Here is a 15,927-nt window from a genome sequence, read left to right as displayed (position 1 = left end):
TGTATGTCCTTGGGTGAGTGCCATGGAATTCGGGGCGGCGAGCTAGATGAGAACGATGCCTTCGGCGACGCCGACGGATCGCAGATCGCGGTACCAACGCTCGACCGGGTGCTCCTTGGTGAAACCGTGACCGCCGAGCAGTTGCACGCCGTCGGAACCGATCTGCATGCCCTTCTCGGAGGCGAGTCGACGAGCAAGGGCCGATTCGCGAGTGAACGACAGACCTTGTTCGGCCCGCGAAGCGCCGCGCAGCGTGACCAACCGCATGCCGTCGAGCTCGATGGCGATATTGGCGACCATGAAGGCCACGGCTTGACGGTTGCTGATCGGCTCACCGAAGGCGACGCGGTCGTTGACGTACGGAATGACGTAGTCGAGCACGGCCTGACCGGTACCGACGGCCAGGGATGCCCAACCGAGTCGCGCCAGGCCGATGGCAGCGCTGTATTCGGCTGCTCGTTGATCTGCGTCTCCGTCGCCGAGCAGAGCCGACTCGGGAACCGCGACATCGGTGAGGATCAGGCGACCCAGGCCTGCTGCACGCAAGCCCATGCTCGGGTCGGCTTCGACGACGAGGCCCTTGGAGTCGGACTCGACGATGAAGAACGCCGGACGGCCGTCGAGTTCCGCGGCGATGACGAACAGCTCGGAGCTACCGGCAGCAGGCACGAGACTCTTGACGCCGTTGAGCTTGTAGCCACTGGGGGAGCGAACGGCCTTGGTCTGCAACGCATACGGATCGAACAGTGCGCGGGGTTCGTTGACGACGACGGCGGCGTTCGGCACCTTCTCGCCGACGAACGCCGGGAGGTAGGTCTTCTGCTGCGCGTCGGTTCCCCACTGGGTGAGGGCCACGGCTACACCGCTGGGCGCGAGGATGGGCAATGCCAGGCCCATATCGCCGTGGGCGAGTGCTTCTGCGACGAGGGAGTTGGTCACCGCCCCACGCTCGGTGGCTGCGCCGTCGAGCTCCTCGGGAACGTTGATGAGCGTGATGCCGAGCTCGGCGGAACGGCGAACCAGATCCTCGGGCGACGAGGCACTGTGGTCTGCGTCGAAGGCAGCCGGGCGGAGGATCTCCTCGGCGAACTCTTTCACCGTCTCGACGATCATGCGCTGCTCGTCGTCGGGCGTGAGGTCGAAGTAGCTCAGGTTCTTGGCGGCACCGTCGTCGAGACGCTTGGGCTTGCCGCCTCCGGTGACCTTGGCGAACGTACGATTGGCCGCACCGAGTGTCTTGAACCCGGTCTTGGTGCTCTCGTACGTCACCCGGTCGATGGTTTGGCGCAGGTTGTACTTCTCCGCCAGTTCCGATCCGGTGATGGCGGTTAGAAAGCGCATCGCGGTTCCGATTGCATCTCTCTTGAACGGGTTGAGGCCAACCGCAGAAGTATCGCGAGGCGCCTTGGGGGCCTTCGCGTCGACCACACTGTCTTGCTTGCTCATGATCACCAGTTCCTCGGCATCGGGCACGGACTTCACAGATCTTACTCCCGAGTAAGTTAGCTGTCTACTGTCGAGTAAGGAGCGGAGTCGTACGAGACCGGAACCGCAGTTCGTACCGTGCGTCGTATCGGTGTGACAGGCTGTTTCCGTGCATCCGACAGCTCAGATATTCGCCGCCGTCGCCGCGGCCCTCCACGTCGTCATATTCCTCATGGAAAGCGTCTTCTGGTCCAAGCCGGCCATCTGGGCGAAATTCGGCGTCGCCAGCCAGAACGATGCAGACATCACCAAGCCGATGGCCTTCAATCAAGGCTTCTACAACCTGTTTCTCGCCATCGGCATCGTGGCCGGTCTCATCGTGGGCGGGTCCGCCGGTAACGCCGTCGTCTACTTCGCCTGCGCCAGCATCGTCGGTGCAGCGCTGGTTCTGGCCACCGGCGGCGCGAAGTACTTCCGGCCTGCCTTCGTACAGGGCATCACGCCGCTGATCGCTCTGATTCTTGCCGCAGTTCTCTAGGCGAGATTCTTCGCGCTGGGGGACAGGTGCGCGAGGACCTCGTGGTGCAGTAGGCCGTTGGTGGCCACGGCGCTGCCACCGTGCGGCCCCGCGGTGCCGTCGAGCGCGCTGAAACCGCCACCGGCCTCGCGGACGAGGACATCGAGCGCGGCCAGGTCCCACAGCGAGACCTCGGGTTCGGCCGCTATGTCGACGGCCCCTTCGGCCACGAGGCAGTACGAGAAGAAATCGCCGTAGCCGCGTACCCGCCACACGGCGTCGGACAGATCGAGGAACCTGTCTCGGATCCCCAAATCGGCCCAGCCGGCGAGGCTGGAGAAGCTCAGGCTCGACGCCGCCAGTGAGTCGACCTTCGAGACCGCGATCCTGCGTGGGGTGTCCCCGTTCGAGGCCGCCCAGGCACCCAGATCGGCCGCAGCCCACCACCGTCGGTTCAGGGCGGGCGCGCTGACCACTCCGACCCGAGGTACGCCGTCGTCCAGCAGGGCGATCAGAGTTGCCCATACCGGGACACCACGCACGAAGTTCTTGGTGCCGTCGATGGGATCGACAACCCACTGACGGCCGCTGAAGGTGGCCGTGCCGCCGAACTCCTCACCCAGCAAGGCATCGCCGGAACGCTCCGAACCAAGCTCGCTGCGAATCATCGTCTCGACGGCCAGGTCTGCGTCGCTCACCGGTGTGAGATCCGGCTTCGAGTCCACCGAGAGATCCATGGCGAGAAAACGTCGACGAGTGATGGCGTCGGCCTCGTCGGCAAGTCGGAGGGCGAGAGAAAGATCAGCGGAGTAGTCGGTCACCGCGTAAGACTATCGACGGGTACGTCACGACTGTGTCTGCCGATACTCGGGGGCGGTCGGGTTCGGGTTCGCGTGCCGGTAACCTTGACTCTCGTGCATCCCGACGTTTCTGCAGACCTGGCCGAGCTCGACACCACTCTGTCCACCGTCGAGTCGGTTCTCGACGTCGAGGAATTGCGGCGACGCATCGACGAACTCGAGCACCAGGCCGCGTCGCCGGACCTGTGGAACGACCAGGAGCACGCTCAACAGGTGACCAGCCAGCTCTCCCACGCGCAGGCCGAACTGCGCCGGGTCGAAGAGCTTCGGCAGCGACTCGAGGACATGCCGGTGCTGTACGAGCTCGCCGAGGGCGAGGAGGGCGAGGCAGCTGCGTCGGCCACCGCCGACGCCGATGCCGAACGCGCGTCTCTTCGCGAGGACATCGCGGCCATGGAAGTGCGGACCCTGCTGTCCGGCGAGTACGACGCTCGCGACGCATTGGTCAACATCCGGTCCGGCGCAGGTGGGATCGACGCCGCCGACTGGGCGGAGATGCTGATGCGCATGTACATCCGCTGGGCCGAGAAGCACGGCTACGGTGTCGAGGTCTACGACACGTCCTACGCCGAAGAGGCAGGCATCAAGAGCGCGACCTTCGCAGTCAAGGCCCCGTACACCTACGGCACACTGTCGGTCGAGCAGGGCACACACCGTCTCGTCCGCATCAGTCCCTTCGACAACCAGGGACGTCGACAGACCTCCTTCGCGGAGGTGGAAGTTCTCCCGGTCGTCGAGACCACCGATCACATCGAGATCCCCGAGAACGACATTCGCGTGGACGTCTACCGCTCGTCAGGACCCGGCGGCCAGTCGGTCAACACCACCGACTCCGCCGTCCGTTTGACGCACATCCCGACGGGAATCGTCGTGACCTGCCAGAACGAGAAGTCGCAGCTGCAGAACAAGGTCTCGGCCATGCGCGTGCTGCAGGCCAAGCTGCTCGAGGTCAAGCGCAAGGAAGAGCGTGCCGAGATGGACGCGCTCAAGGGTGACGGCGGCAGCTCCTGGGGCAACCAGATGCGGTCGTACGTGCTGCACCCGTACCAGATGGTGAAAGATCTGCGTACCGAGTACGAGGTGAACAACCCGTCTACTGTTCTCGATGGGGACATCGACGGATTCCTGGAGTCGGGCATCCGTTGGCGAATGCGAGGGGAGCAGTAAATTCGATGACGGCCTGGCTCAACGTGACGCCCGAGGTCAAGCTCAACGGCCTCGGAATCGTGCTGTACATCCTCGGTGGATTGCTGGCCGCGCGGTTCGTCACGTGGACCGGTTCGCGGATCACGGCCCGAATCGATCAGAACTATCAGCACAGCGACGCGTTGGTGCGGTCCGAGGCCGCGAAGCATCGGCACGCCCTCGCACAGGTCATCACCTGGGTAGCCGTCACTCTCATCTACATCCTCGTCACCATCGAGGTGCTGCGACGTTTCGGTTTCGGTGTCGGCGGACTGGTGGCACCGGCAACGGTCCTCGGCGCGGCACTCGGCTTCGGCGCTCAGCGGGTGGTGCAGGACATTCTGGCCGGCTTCTTCATCATCACCGAGCGTCAGTACGGGTTCGGTGACGTGGTTCAGATCGCGGTCATGGGGTCGGCCGAGGATGCCGAGGGCACCGTCGAGGACGTGACCCTGCGAGTGACGCGGGTCCGCAGTGTCGACGGCGAGGTCATCACGGTCCCGAACGGCCAGATCGTCAAAGCGATCAACCTGTCGAAGGACTGGGCTCGAGCAGTCGTCGACGTTCCGGTGCCCAGCACTGCGGATCTCACCCAGGTCAACGGGCTGCTGCGTGCAGTCGGCCGCGATGCGTTCGCGGACTCTCGACTGCGTCCGCTGTTGCTCGACGAACCGACGGTGATGGGTGTCGAAAGCATCGAAGTAGGTCAGGTCAATGTTCGCTTGGTGGCGCGTACGTTGCCGGGCAAGCAATTCCAGGTGGGGCGCGAGCTCCGGGTCCGGGTGGCTGCCGCCCTGCAACCCGAGGGCATCAACGTGGCACCCGACGTGAGCACTGCCGGGGTGGCACCGGAAGCATCGGGACGAGAACGGACGGAGGATCAGTGAGTACACCGGATTCTGGAACCGCTCTCCCACGACGACACTGGCGGCAGTGGCGCATTCCGGCCAAGATCAACGGCCGCGTCCGCACCTCCACCCTCGCGTTCGGCATCTTCTTCGTGCTCACCGGTCTGTGGTACGGCCAGGTCAGCGCAGAGATCGCCGAGAGAGACAGTGAACAGATTCAGGGGCCGACTGCCCCCGATCCGGCCGACCTCACCCCGTACACCGAGCCGCAGTCCGAAACCGGTGTCTCGGGCACCTCGACCGCGACGTCGACACCTGCCGCGACCACCGAAACAGAGCAACCTTCCGGCGTCGTCGACGACACCGGACAGCAGCCGACGTCGACCGCAGCGCCGACCACGACCACGACTTTCGGCCTGCCGCTGCCACCGGGAATTCAGTCGTTGATACCGACCCAACCAGCGCCGACGCCGTCTCGCTGAGGCATTCTTTACCGTCCCTCGGGACTCGCCGCGACGGCCGAGCAGTTCCGGCGGTTACCGGCGAGTAAGGACTACACTGGCGACCCGTGATCAGCACCTCGAATGTCTCCAAGTCCTACAAGACCTCCACCAGGCCCGCCCTGGACAAGGTGACGGTCTCCATCGACAAGGGTGAGTTCGTGTTCCTGATCGGTCCGTCGGGTTCGGGCAAGTCGACGTTCATGCGGCTGCTTCTCAAGGAGGAGACGCCCACCTCCGGCGATATCCACGTCGCCGATTTCCACGTCAACCGTCTGGCCGCTCGACGCGTCCCGCGACTGCGGCAGAGCATGGGCTGCGTGTTCCAGGACTTTCGCCTGCTGCAGCAGAAGACGGTCGTGGAGAACGTGGCGTTCGCACTGGAAGTGATCGGAAAGCCTCGCTCGATGATCAAGCGCACCGTCCCCGAGGTTCTGGACCTCGTGGGACTCGGCGGCAAATCGGACCGTCTGCCCAACGAGTTGTCCGGTGGCGAACAGCAGCGTGTGGCCATCGCCAGGGCCTTCGTCAATCGCCCGCTCGTGCTGCTCGCGGACGAGCCGACCGGAAACCTCGATCCGGACACCAGTCAGGACATCATGCTGCTGCTCGAGCGCATCAACCGCACCGGAACCACGGTGCTGATGGCCACCCACGACAACCACATCGTCGATTCGATGCGCCGACGCGTCGTCGAACTCGACAACGGACGAGTCGTTCGTGACGAGGCCCGCGGGGTCTACGGCGTCGGTCGCTGACGCTTCCACCGTAAGAGGACCGCACAGACTTCACGACCGAACGAATCGAAGGGCTCGGATTCCGCGATGCGCGCAAGTTTCATCTTCAGCGAGGTCCTCACCGGACTTCGTCGCAACATCACCATGACGATCGCCATGATCTTGACGACCGCCATTTCCCTCGGCCTGTTCGGCGGTGGACTGCTCGTGGTGCAGATGGCAGGAAAGACCCAACAGATCTTCCTCGATCGGGTCGAAGTGCAGATCTTCCTCACCGACGACATCTCCGCGACCGACCCCGACTGCGCCCAGGAGACCTGCGCCGCCTTGCGTTCGGATCTCGACAACACCCCGTCGGTGGTGTCGGTGCAGTACCTCAACCGTGAGGACGCGGTGAAGGACGCCACCGAGCGCGTGTTCAAGGACCAGCCCGAACTGGCCGAGTTGGTCAGTGCCGACAGCTTTCCCGCGTCGTTCAAGGTGCGACTGAGTGATCCCGAACGGTTCGGGGTCATCAACGACAACTTCGAGAATCGACCGGGCGTGCAGAGCGTGCTCAATCAGCGCGACCTGGTCGAGCGGCTCTTCAGTGTGCTCAACGGTGTGCGCAACGCTGCCTTCGCCATCGCGACGGTGCAGGCCATCGCCGCGATCCTTCTGATCGCCAACATGGTGCAGATCGCCGCGTTCACCAGACGAACCGAGGTGGGCATCATGCGTTTGGTCGGTGCCACTCGCTGGTACACCCAGCTGCCGTTCCTGCTCGAGGCGGTGGTGGCGGCCTTGATCGGCTCGGCGCTGGCCATCGCGGGCCTGTTCACGGCGAAGAACATGTTCATCGATGACGTGCTTTCGGACGTGTATCAAGCGAACATCCTGGCTCGAATATCGAACAGCGACGTGCTCCTCGTGTCGCCGTTCCTCGCTCTCGTCGGAGTCGGCATGGCAGCGGTGACGGCGTACATCACGTTGCGCCTCTACGTGCGCGAATAAATTCGCTTGCCGTTCGGTTCTATGCTGGAGCGGTTGCCTGTGGAACCGCTCCACGTGGCGAACGCTCGAGAAAGGGCCCTGCAGTGAAAGAGAAGGGCCGCAAGGCCATCGCGACCAACCGCAAGGCGCGGCACAACTACTCCATACTCGATGTCCTCGAGGCCGGAGTTGCCCTCGTCGGAACCGAGGTCAAGAGTCTGCGTGACGGCAAGGCCTCGCTGGTCGACGCCTTCGCGACCGTCGACGACGGTGAGATCTGGCTGCGCGGGCTGCACATCGCCGAATACACGCTCGGTAGTTGGACCAACCACGCACCGCGGCGAAACCGCAAACTGCTTCTGCATCGTCGCGAGATCGATCGTCTGGCCGGCAAGGTCAAAGAAGGAAATCTGACGTTGGTGCCGCTGTCGATGTACTTCTCGGACGGCAAGGTCAAGGTCGAACTGGCCTTGGCCAAGGGTAAGCAGGACTACGACAAGAGACAGTCGTTGGCCAAGCGGACTGCCGAACGCGAAGTGACCCGCGAGCTGGGACGTCGTGTGAAGGGAATGCGCTGACCGCTGTTCTGCTCGCTCTGGTAGCCGCCGTCGGATACGGGGTGAGCGATTTCGTCGGCGGCGTCGCATCCCGCCGCGTTGCCGCCCTGCGGGTGGTCATCGTGTCCTACCCGCTCTCGCTGGTGATCGTGCTGCTCGTCGCGCCGTTCGTCGGCGGCACCATCGAACTTCCGGCGATGTTGTGGGGACTGGCCTCGGGTGTTGCCGGTGGCGTTGCGGTGTGGTGGTTCTACCTCGCCCTCGCCGCCGGACCGATGGCCGTCGTCTCACCGGTCACCGCCGTTCTGGTGGCCGGCATTCCGGTGCTGGTCGGCCTGTCGATGGGCGAGCGTCCCGGCGTCATCGCGTTCCTCGGCATCGCCGTGGCGCTGGTTGCGGTGGTGCTGGTCAGCAAGGAATCCCCGGACGAGGTGACCGGTGAGGTGGCCGGTGGTCGGGAGATGAAGTTCACCCGAACCGTGGCCTGGTTGACGGTCGGTTCGGGCGTGACATTCGCGTTCGCCTTCATTTTCCTGCACCAGATCGGGGACGGCAGCGGGCTGTGGCCGTTGGCCGCGTCACGCGCGTCGGCGACCGCGGTGGTCTGGATCGTGGCGCTGGCATCGGGACACTTCGCACCTCCGCACGGCAGCGTGTTGAAACTGGCGGCCTTCGTCAGCGTGCTCGACGTCGTCGCCAATGCCGCCATGATCTACGCGTATCAGGGCGGTTTGCTGTCGTTGGTGAGCGTCATCGCCTCGCTGTATCCCGCAGCCACGGTGTTGCTGGCGATGGTGATGCTCGGCGAACGGGTCGGAACGCTGCAGAAGGTGGGAATGGCGTTGGCGCTCGGGGCCATCGCCATGATCGCGCTCGCGGGTTGAACATGCTCGCAGACGGGTAAGGAACCCGTTTATGACAGCTTCCGATTCGCCGTCCGACACCCCCGCGGCCCGAGACGACGGACAGCCTCCCCGCGTACTCGTCACCGGTGCCACGGGATACCTGGGCGGGCGTCTGGCACCGCGGCTGCTCGACGACGGATATCGGGTACGGGTGCTCGCTCGTACCCCGAGCAAGCTCGACAACGTGCCGTGGGCGGCGAACGTCGAGATCGTTCAGGGCGATCTCAGCGATCGCGACTCGCTGAAAGAAGCACTGACCGGTGTCGACATCATGTATTACCTGGTGCACTCCATGGGCACCGCAGGCCATTCCGACTTCGCCGACACCGAACGCGACAGCGCCGAGAACGTCGCGGCTGTCGCTGCCGACTGCGGCGTCGGGCGCATCGTGTACCTCGGCGGCTTGCACCCGCCCACCGGAGAGCTCTCACCACACCTGAAGTCCCGAGCCGAGGTGGGACGCATTCTGATCGATTCGGGAGTTCCGACGATCGTGCTGCAAGCAGGCGTGGTGATCGGATCGGGTTCGGCGTCGTTCGAGATGATCCGGCACCTGACCAACCGGCTTCCGGTGATGACCACACCGCGGTGGGTACACAACCGCATCCAACCCATCGCTGTGCGCGACGTGTTGCACTACCTGATCGGGGCCGCGAGTGCGCCGATCACCGAATCCAGGACATTCGATATCGGTGGTCCCGACGTCATGCAGTACGGCGAGATGATGAACATCTACGCCGACGTCGCGGGTCTGCGGCAGCGTCGAATCATCGTGCTCCCGGTGTTGACGCCGCGACTGGCCGGCCACTGGATCGGGCTGGTGACTCCCATTCCGCGCGGGCTGGCGATGCCGCTCATCGAATCACTGCAATACGACGCCGTCGGCCACGAGATGGACATCGACGCCGTCGTACCCCGTCCGGACGGCGGCCTGACGGGCTACCGCGACTCCGTGAGATTGGCACTGCGCAAGATCGACGACGGTGAGGTGGAGACGCGGTGGACCGACGCCACGGGCACCGCGGCACCGTCGGACCCGCTGCCCTCGGATCCGGCGTGGGCAGGCGAGGTCGTCTACACCGACACCCGCGTCGCCCGAAGCGCAGCGAAGTCGACCGCGATCCGGCCCGCACTCGAACGATTGGCCGACGCCGATGTTCTCACCGGCTGGCACCGCGACGTCACCGGACCCGACGCATCCGCGTCGGGCACCGAACACACCACTCGGCTCAAGTCCTCCACGCGATTGCCCGGCGAGGCCTGGCTCGACCTGACGGTCGGCGGCACGGCGAAGCAGCCGACGATCGAGCAGCGGTTGGTGTTCTTTCCGCGTGGTCTGGCCGGTCGCGCGGTCTGGTACGCCTCGTTGCCTGCACGCCTGGTGATGGCGCGTCGAATGTTGCGCACGGTCGTGCAGCGGGTGGACGCCGATGCCTCTGCGAACACGGCGGATCGCCGGACCGACAGTTAATGGGATGATTGTGCCCGTGCGAGGCGTTACACTGAACAGCCCGGACACGGTGTTCGGGAACATACGGGGCTGAACGGTTTCGACTTTGTATGTTGAGTCAGGGGAAGCGTGTCGGTGCAGGCGAGAGACCACCGTAAGCGTCATCGCAACCTTATAAGCGCCGATTCCAATCAGCGCGACTACGCACTCGCTGCCTAAGTAGCGACTGCGTGTCTGTCAGTCCGGGCTCGCCCTCGGTCCGGGTACTGGCATCAGCTAGAGGGCTTACCGATTCATCCGGCCGCGGGATGATGAGGAACATCAAACAGTGGCTGGGATCGTCATCCTGACTTGTTCGCGAGATCGGGAGATCCAAGTAGAGGCATAGCGGACTGCACACGGAGAAGCCCTGGCAATGCAGCAGAGGACCCGGGTTCGATTCCCGGCAGCTCCACCGACGAAGACCGGGCCGAGAGACACACTCTCGGCCCGGTCTTCTTTCTATGTCGGACAGGTCACTGTCCACTCGACAGGACCCATCCCACCCGAAGCGACCGCGGTGCCGAATAGTGGTCATGAGCAACGAGCCGACTCCAGTTCTGCGCACCGGCAGAAGAGTGTCCGAGCCTGCACTGGTCGTATTGGTCCTCGGCGGCGGCAAGGATGTGAGCCGGGCACGCAGTAGGCCCTGGCATCTGGCCGGCCTGCGAATGTGGCCGTTCACCTGGATGCTTCGGCGCGTGGGACGCACCCGCGGCATTTCGGTGCAGCAGTTGCAGTACCGGTTCCGGGGCTGGAACGCCCCCGAACGGTCTCCGGTCGAGGATGCCCGGTGGGCACTGAACCGGATCCACGCCGAGCATCCCGACGCTCACGTCGTGGTCGTCGGCCATTCGATGGGTGGCCGCACCGCAGCTGCCCTGATCGACGAGCCTTCTGTCGCGGGAGTGGAGCCTGCAGAAACGACCCGGAAGATCGTGGGTGTCGTCGCGTTGGCTCCGTGGTGGCCTGAGGGGGCGGAGGCCGATGCGTTCGGCCCGGGTAAGAAGCTGCTCGTGATGCACGGAACTGCAGACAAGTGGACCGATCCGCGAACCTCGCGCCGGGCAACCGAACGTGCGGCGGATCGCGGGGCGTCCGCTCGCTACATTTCCGTTCCGGGTGGGCATTTCATGCTCCGCAATCCGCGACTCTGGTCGCGGGCCACGCGTGACTTCGTCGTCGGAATCGCCGCCGATACCAAGGTCGACTGCATGGGCAGGCAATCGTGACGCGCCGGCGGGTTGCGGTGGTGGGGAGCGGCATCGCCGGCTTGACGGCCGCATACGCACTGTCCAAGAACTCGACGGTGACGCTGTACGAGGCGGACTCTCGGCTCGGTGGTCACGCGGACACCCATTACGTGGACGGCCCCGACGGTCCGGTAGGCGTCGATACCGGGTTCATCGTGCACAACGACCGGACGTATCCGACTCTGCTGCGGTTGTTCGACGAACTCGACGTGCCGACGCAGGATTCGGACATGAGCATGTCCGTGCGCTGCGACGGGTGCGGGCTCGAGTACTCGGGCGGCCAGGGCATGGGCGGAATCCTCGCGCAACGTACGGCGGTGTTCAAGCCACGATTCGTCTCGATGTTGCTCGACGTCAAGCGTTTTCATCGCCTGGCCAACGAACTGCTGGACAGTGCCGAACCGGTCGAGTCCGAGACGACTCTCGCGCAGTTTCTCGAAGATCACTCGTTCTCGGCGTACTTCGAATCCCACTTCATGACGCCGTTGGTGTCGGCAGTGTGGTCGTGTGACCCGGACACTGCGCTCGCCTACCCGGCTCGCTACCTGTTCACTTTTCTCCGCCACCACGGAATGCTCACCGTCACAGGATCGCCCACCTGGCGCACAGTCACCGGCGGATCCATCGAATACGTTCGCCGGGTTGCGCAGCACATCGACGAGGTACTGCTCGATACCCCGGTGCGCGCGGTCTACAGGTCCGAGGACTCCGTGCAGATCCGCGACGGCCACGACCGCCTGCGCACGTTCGACGCGGCCGTGATCGCCGTGCATCCCGGTGCCGCGCTGAAGATGCTCGCAGAACCGACGGCCCTCGAGCACAGCATCCTGGGAGCGATGCCGTACTCCACCAATCACACGCAACTGCACACGGACTCGTCGGTGTTGCCGAAGAACACCAGGGCGCGTGCATCGTGGAACTACCACCTCCCGTCGTGCACGGCCAGGCCCGACCGGGTGCTGGTCAGCTACGACCTGACCAGGTTGCAGCGCCTGAGCGACACCGATCGCAGAATGCTCGTCACCCTCGGTGGAGCGGATCGGATCGACCCGAACGCGGTACTCGACGAGATGACCTACGAACACCCTCAGTACACCCCCGAATCGGTTGCAGCGCAGCGTCGACTTCCCGAATTGGACACCGACACAGTGGTATTCGCCGGTGCCTACCACGGTTGGGGATTTCACGAGGACGGTGCGTTGTCGGGCGCGCGCGCCGCACAACGGGTGGGGGCCACGTGGCTCTGACATCGGTTCTGCCGACCACCCGCGCACACGGGGCGTCGTTGTATCGCACTCGGATCGACCACGTTCGACGCGCGCCGATTCGAAATACGTTCTCGTACAAGAGTTACAGCTGGTTCGTCGATCTCGACGCTCTTCCCGAATTGCCCCGGATACTGCGACCGCTGGCCTCGTTCGATCCCCGTGACCACCTCGGTGACCCCGACGCCACCATCCGCCAGAACGTCGACGCGTTCCTGGCGGAGAACGGTATCGACCTGGGCGGCGGACGGATCACGATGTTGGCCAATGCGCGAGTGTTCGGGCACACGTTCAACCCACTGAGTGTGTACTGGTGCCACGATCGCGACGGAGAACTCCGCTGCGTGGTGGCGGAGGTGCACAACACCTACGGCGAGCGATACCGGTATCTGCTGCACACCGATCATCGCGGCGCGGCCCGCACGACCAAGGAGTTCTACGTCTCGCCGTTCAACGACGTCGACGGCGAATACTCCATGCGGCTACCCGAGCCGGACGCCGCACTCCGGCTGTCGATCGTCCTCGAACGACCCGGGCAGCCTCCGTTCGTGGCGACCGTCTACGGCCGTCGACGCGAGGTGACGTCGAGGTCCATTCTCCGCACCGCACTCGAGATCCCGTGTGCGCCGTTACGGGTGGTGATACAGATCCGCTGGCAAGGCATTCGGCTCTGGGCGCGGGGTCTGAAGATCGTGCAAAAACCTGCCCCTCCCGGGGCGCGAGAATTCCAGAAGGAAGGGGCCAACAGATGACAACTGTGTCGAAGGCCGATTCTGTGTCGAACCCGTACGGTGGTTCCGCTGTCGGTCCGCGCCCGCTGGTGGATCCACGGGTCTGGCCTCAGATCGCCCAGGTTCCCGGTGGCATGAAGGTTGCAGCCGCAGCACCCGTCGCCGACTTCCTCTTCCGCCGCGCGGTCGCGCGATTGCAGGTTCGTGTCGCGATGCCCGACGGCGAGGTGATCGGGGCCGGCTCGGCCGACGCCCCGTTGATGACCGTCTATCGGCCACACGACTTCGCCGCGCGAGTAGGCGACAGCGGACTCATCGGATTCGGTGAGGCATACATGGCCGGCGACTGGGATGCCGAGGATCTCAGTGCCGTGCTCGAGGTCTTCGCCCGGCGCATGGCGTCCCTGATTCCGAAGCCCCTGCAGCGCCTCCGAGGGCTCTATATCCCCAAGCCTCCACGGAGCGAGCGGAACACGACCAAGAACACGCGATCCAACATCTCGCGCCACTACGACCTGTCGAACGACCTCTTCGAACTCTTCCTCGACGAGACGATGACCTACTCCAGTGCGTTGTTCGCCGAATCGGGAAACGACGACGACAGTGAGGAGCTCGCCGACTCTCAGCGCCGCAAGATCGACCGGCTACTGGACCGGGCGGGCGTCGGCGAGGGAACCAGGGTGCTCGAGATCGGTACCGGATGGGGCGAGCTGGCCATTCGTGCGGCCGCTCGTGGTGCGACGGTCCGGTCGGTGACCCTGTCGATCGAACAGCAGGAACTGGCGCGTAAGCGCTGTGCCGCTGCCGGTTACGCAGATCGGATCCAGATCGATCTCCTCGACTACCGCTTGGTCGACGGCGAGTACGACGCGATCGTGTCGGTCGAGATGATCGAGGCCGTCGGGCATCAGTACTGGGGAACGTACTTCGAGACGATCGACTCGTTGCTCGCGCCGGGTGGGCGGGTTGCCCTGCAGGCCATCACGATGCCGCACGACCGAATGCTGGCTACCCGAAATACGTATACCTGGGTGCACAAGTACATATTTCCCGGCGGGTTCCTGCCGTCGGTGCGGGCCATCGAGGAAGTGACCGAGCAGCACACCTCGCTTCGAGTTCGCGAGCGTCTGTCCATGGGCGATCACTACGCGCGAACCCTCGCCCAGTGGGACCGAAGTTTCCGTGAGTACCGCAGCGAGGCCGAGGAACTCGGTTTCGACGAGGTGTTCGCACGAATGTGGCACTTCTACCTGTGTTACTCGGAAGCCGGATTCAGATCCGGGTACCTCGATGTTCAACAGATCGTGCTCGACCGAAGGGACAACCGATGACCACCTCGACACTTTCCGTGGACAGGACCGATCGCAGTGTCGGTGTCGCACATCGGATTGCCGAGTTGATAGAACCTCTCGTGGGTGGTCCGCTTCCCGTTCGGCTCCAGGCATGGGACGGATCCGTTGCAGGAGATGCATCGGCACCGCGAGTGCTGTTGCGGAGCCCGAGCGCTCTTCGGCGATTGCTGTGGAGCCCCGGCGAACTCGGTGCCGCGCAGGCATACGTCACCGGGGAGCTGGATGTCGACGGCGATCTGGCAGCGGCCCTCGATCACGTCTGGGGTGTGGTGCGTGAGCGCCGACTCTCGGCGATACGACCGGGGCCGGCGTCGCTCCTGCGGTTGGCAAAACTGGCCAAGGATCTCGGAGTGTTCGGCCGCCCACTGCCGCCGCCCGTGTCGCAGGCATCGGTGAAGGGGCGGCTGCACTCGGTGCTCCGTGACCGAGCTGCGATCAGCCACCATTACGACCTGTCGAACGACTTCTACGAATTGGTACTCGATTCGCATATGGCGTACTCGTCCGCGTACTGGACCTCGGATTCGCCGGACTACACCCTCGACGATGCCCAGCGCGACAAACTCGACCTCGTCTGCCGAAAGATCGGGCTCGACAAGCGCGTAGGGCAACGCTTTCTCGACGTCGGATGCGGCTGGGGGTCCCTGAGCCTGCACGCGGCTCAGGAGTACGGAGCGCAGGTCGTCGGAGTGACCATCTCGCGCGAACAGAAAGCCTTCATCGACAAGCGAATTGCCGACCGAGGATTGCAGGACAACGTCGAGATCCGTATCCAGGACTATCGAGAGATTCCGGACGGGCCCTTCGACGCGGTGGCGTCGATCGAGATGGGTGAGCATGTGGGGGAGGCCAATTACCCGACTTACACTGCGGCACTGCACAGCAACGTCAAGCCTGGTGGACGCGTGCTGATTCAGCAGATGTCGCGGCGGGAAGGCGACAATCCCGGCGGCGGAGCATTCATCGAATCGTTCATCGCGCCGGACATGTACATGCGCCCGGTGGGGCGGACCGTCGCAATGATCGAGGAGGCAGGGCTAGAGGTTCGCGACGTCCACGCCCTCCGTGAACATTACGTGCGGACCGTCGATGTCTGGACCGAGCGCTTCGAGGCGCGTTTCGACGACGTGGTGGCGATGGTCGGGGAAGAGGTCGCTCGCGTGTGGCGGCTGTACCTGATCGGCGGCGGAATGGCCTTCCGAGACAACAGGATGGGCGTCGACCAGATTCTGGCGGTTCGGTCCGATAACGGACCGTCCGAGATGGAATCGGTACGACCGGTGTGGGTGTGCCCGCGGTGAACTGGTCCGACTTCCTCACCGTATCGCTTG

At 64.4% G+C, this 15,927-nt stretch carries 16 protein-coding genes and 1 other RNA gene; 15 read left to right on the top strand and 2 right to left on the bottom strand.

All coding sequences use genetic code 11. From position 1 onward, the window contains the following. Positions 1-42 precede the first annotated feature (42 nt). Complete coding sequence (locus tag MTX35_RS02930) at positions 43-1,452, bottom strand: acyl-CoA dehydrogenase family protein (protein ID WP_243593640.1); 1,410 nt, start codon at positions 1,450-1,452, stop codon at positions 43-45. Between the two features lie 142 nt (positions 1,453-1,594). Between MTX35_RS02930 and MTX35_RS02925 the strand changes: the two genes are divergently transcribed. Continuing rightward, positions 1,595-1,963: a DUF1304 domain-containing protein gene (locus MTX35_RS02925; RefSeq protein ID WP_243593488.1), complete on the top strand. Its 369-nt coding sequence runs from the start codon at positions 1,595-1,597 to the stop codon at positions 1,961-1,963. Here MTX35_RS02925 and MTX35_RS02920 read toward each other — a convergent pair. Beyond that, complete coding sequence (locus tag MTX35_RS02920) at positions 1,960-2,763, bottom strand: inositol monophosphatase family protein (RefSeq protein ID WP_243593487.1); 804 nt, start codon at positions 2,761-2,763, stop codon at positions 1,960-1,962. The genes MTX35_RS02925 and MTX35_RS02920 overlap by 4 nt on opposite strands. 93 nt (positions 2,764-2,856) lie before the next feature. On the opposite strand from MTX35_RS02920, the gene prfB reads away from it, so the two are divergent. From prfB to MTX35_RS02850, 14 genes are all read left to right on the top strand, one after another. Next, entirely contained in the window at positions 2,857-3,969 is a 1,113-nt protein-coding gene (gene prfB / locus MTX35_RS02915; protein ID WP_027496571.1) for a peptide chain release factor 2, read from the top strand. A 5-nt stretch (positions 3,970-3,974) separates the two neighbouring features. Beyond that, positions 3,975-4,874: a mechanosensitive ion channel family protein gene (locus tag MTX35_RS02910; protein ID WP_243593486.1), complete on the top strand. Its 900-nt coding sequence runs from the start codon at positions 3,975-3,977 to the stop codon at positions 4,872-4,874. Continuing rightward, positions 4,871-5,317, top strand: a complete 447-nt coding sequence (locus MTX35_RS02905) for a hypothetical protein (RefSeq protein WP_243593485.1) — start codon at positions 4,871-4,873, stop codon at positions 5,315-5,317. Before MTX35_RS02910 ends, MTX35_RS02905 begins: the two co-directional genes overlap by 4 nt. Before the next feature lie 86 nt (positions 5,318-5,403). Beyond that, entirely contained in the window at positions 5,404-6,093 is a 690-nt protein-coding gene (gene ftsE, locus MTX35_RS02900; RefSeq protein WP_027496574.1) for a cell division ATP-binding protein FtsE, read from the top strand. Between the two features lie 66 nt (positions 6,094-6,159). Next, positions 6,160-7,065 carry a permease-like cell division protein FtsX gene (gene ftsX / locus MTX35_RS02895; RefSeq protein ID WP_094674812.1) on the top strand — a complete coding sequence of 302 codons (906 nt, stop codon included), beginning with the start codon at positions 6,160-6,162 and terminating at the stop codon, positions 7,063-7,065. 83 nt (positions 7,066-7,148) lie between these two features. Further along, positions 7,149-7,622, top strand: a complete 474-nt coding sequence (smpB, locus tag MTX35_RS02890) for an SsrA-binding protein SmpB (protein ID WP_243593484.1) — start codon at positions 7,149-7,151, stop codon at positions 7,620-7,622. A gap of 8 nt (positions 7,623-7,630) precedes the next feature. After that, positions 7,631-8,485, top strand: a complete 855-nt coding sequence (locus MTX35_RS02885) for a DMT family transporter (RefSeq protein ID WP_243593639.1) — start codon at positions 7,631-7,633, stop codon at positions 8,483-8,485. Positions 8,486-8,516: 31 nt separating this feature from the next. Next, entirely contained in the window at positions 8,517-9,977 is a 1,461-nt protein-coding gene (locus MTX35_RS02880) for an NAD(P)H-binding protein (protein WP_243593483.1), read from the top strand. A 65-nt stretch (positions 9,978-10,042) separates the two neighbouring features. Continuing rightward, positions 10,043-10,413, top strand: a transfer-messenger RNA (tmRNA) gene (gene ssrA, locus MTX35_RS02875). Between the two features lie 118 nt (positions 10,414-10,531). Continuing rightward, a complete protein-coding gene (locus tag MTX35_RS02870; protein WP_243593482.1) occupies positions 10,532-11,227 on the top strand; it encodes a S9 family peptidase in 696 nt (231 codons plus the stop codon). After that, complete coding sequence (locus MTX35_RS02865) at positions 11,224-12,495, top strand: FAD-dependent oxidoreductase (RefSeq protein WP_243593481.1); 1,272 nt, start codon at positions 11,224-11,226, stop codon at positions 12,493-12,495. The genes MTX35_RS02870 and MTX35_RS02865 overlap by 4 nt, the downstream gene beginning before the upstream one ends. Continuing rightward, entirely contained in the window at positions 12,486-13,265 is a 780-nt protein-coding gene (locus MTX35_RS02860) for a DUF1365 domain-containing protein (protein ID WP_243593480.1), read from the top strand. Before MTX35_RS02865 ends, MTX35_RS02860 begins: the two co-directional genes overlap by 10 nt. Next, the gene (locus tag MTX35_RS02855; protein WP_243593479.1) at positions 13,262-14,575 is read left to right on the top strand and encodes a cyclopropane-fatty-acyl-phospholipid synthase family protein; all 1,314 of its coding nucleotides are present in this window, start codon (positions 13,262-13,264) and stop codon (positions 14,573-14,575) included. The genes MTX35_RS02860 and MTX35_RS02855 overlap by 4 nt, the downstream gene beginning before the upstream one ends. Beyond that, positions 14,572-15,897: a cyclopropane-fatty-acyl-phospholipid synthase family protein gene (locus tag MTX35_RS02850; RefSeq protein WP_243593478.1), complete on the top strand. Its 1,326-nt coding sequence runs from the start codon at positions 14,572-14,574 to the stop codon at positions 15,895-15,897. The genes MTX35_RS02855 and MTX35_RS02850 overlap by 4 nt, the downstream gene beginning before the upstream one ends. The last annotated feature ends 30 nt before the right edge of the window (positions 15,898-15,927 follow it).

The organism is Rhodococcus sp. ARC_M12, from assembly GCF_022810385.1.
Lineage (GTDB): Bacteria > Actinomycetota > Actinomycetes > Mycobacteriales > Mycobacteriaceae > Rhodococcoides > Rhodococcoides navarretei.
The sequence above is the reverse complement of the archived record's forward strand: the minus strand, read 5'-3'. Positions and strand labels throughout refer to the sequence as shown.

Excerpts from the sequence above, each read along its gene's own strand:
- MTX35_RS02910 (WP_243593486.1), top strand. The coding sequence starts at position 3,975 with ATGACGGCCTGGCTCAACGTGACGCCCGAGGTCAAGCTCAACGGCCTC.
- ftsX (WP_094674812.1), top strand. The coding sequence starts at position 6,160 with ATGCGCGCAAGTTTCATCTTCAGCGAGGTCCTCACCGGACTTCGTCGC.
- MTX35_RS02880 (WP_243593483.1), top strand. The coding sequence starts at position 8,517 with ATGACAGCTTCCGATTCGCCGTCCGACACCCCCGCGGCCCGAGACGAC.
- MTX35_RS02870 (WP_243593482.1), top strand. The coding sequence starts at position 10,532 with ATGAGCAACGAGCCGACTCCAGTTCTGCGCACCGGCAGAAGAGTGTCC.
- MTX35_RS02855 (WP_243593479.1), top strand. The coding sequence starts at position 13,262 with ATGACAACTGTGTCGAAGGCCGATTCTGTGTCGAACCCGTACGGTGGT.
- MTX35_RS02850 (WP_243593478.1), top strand. The coding sequence starts at position 14,572 with ATGACCACCTCGACACTTTCCGTGGACAGGACCGATCGCAGTGTCGGT.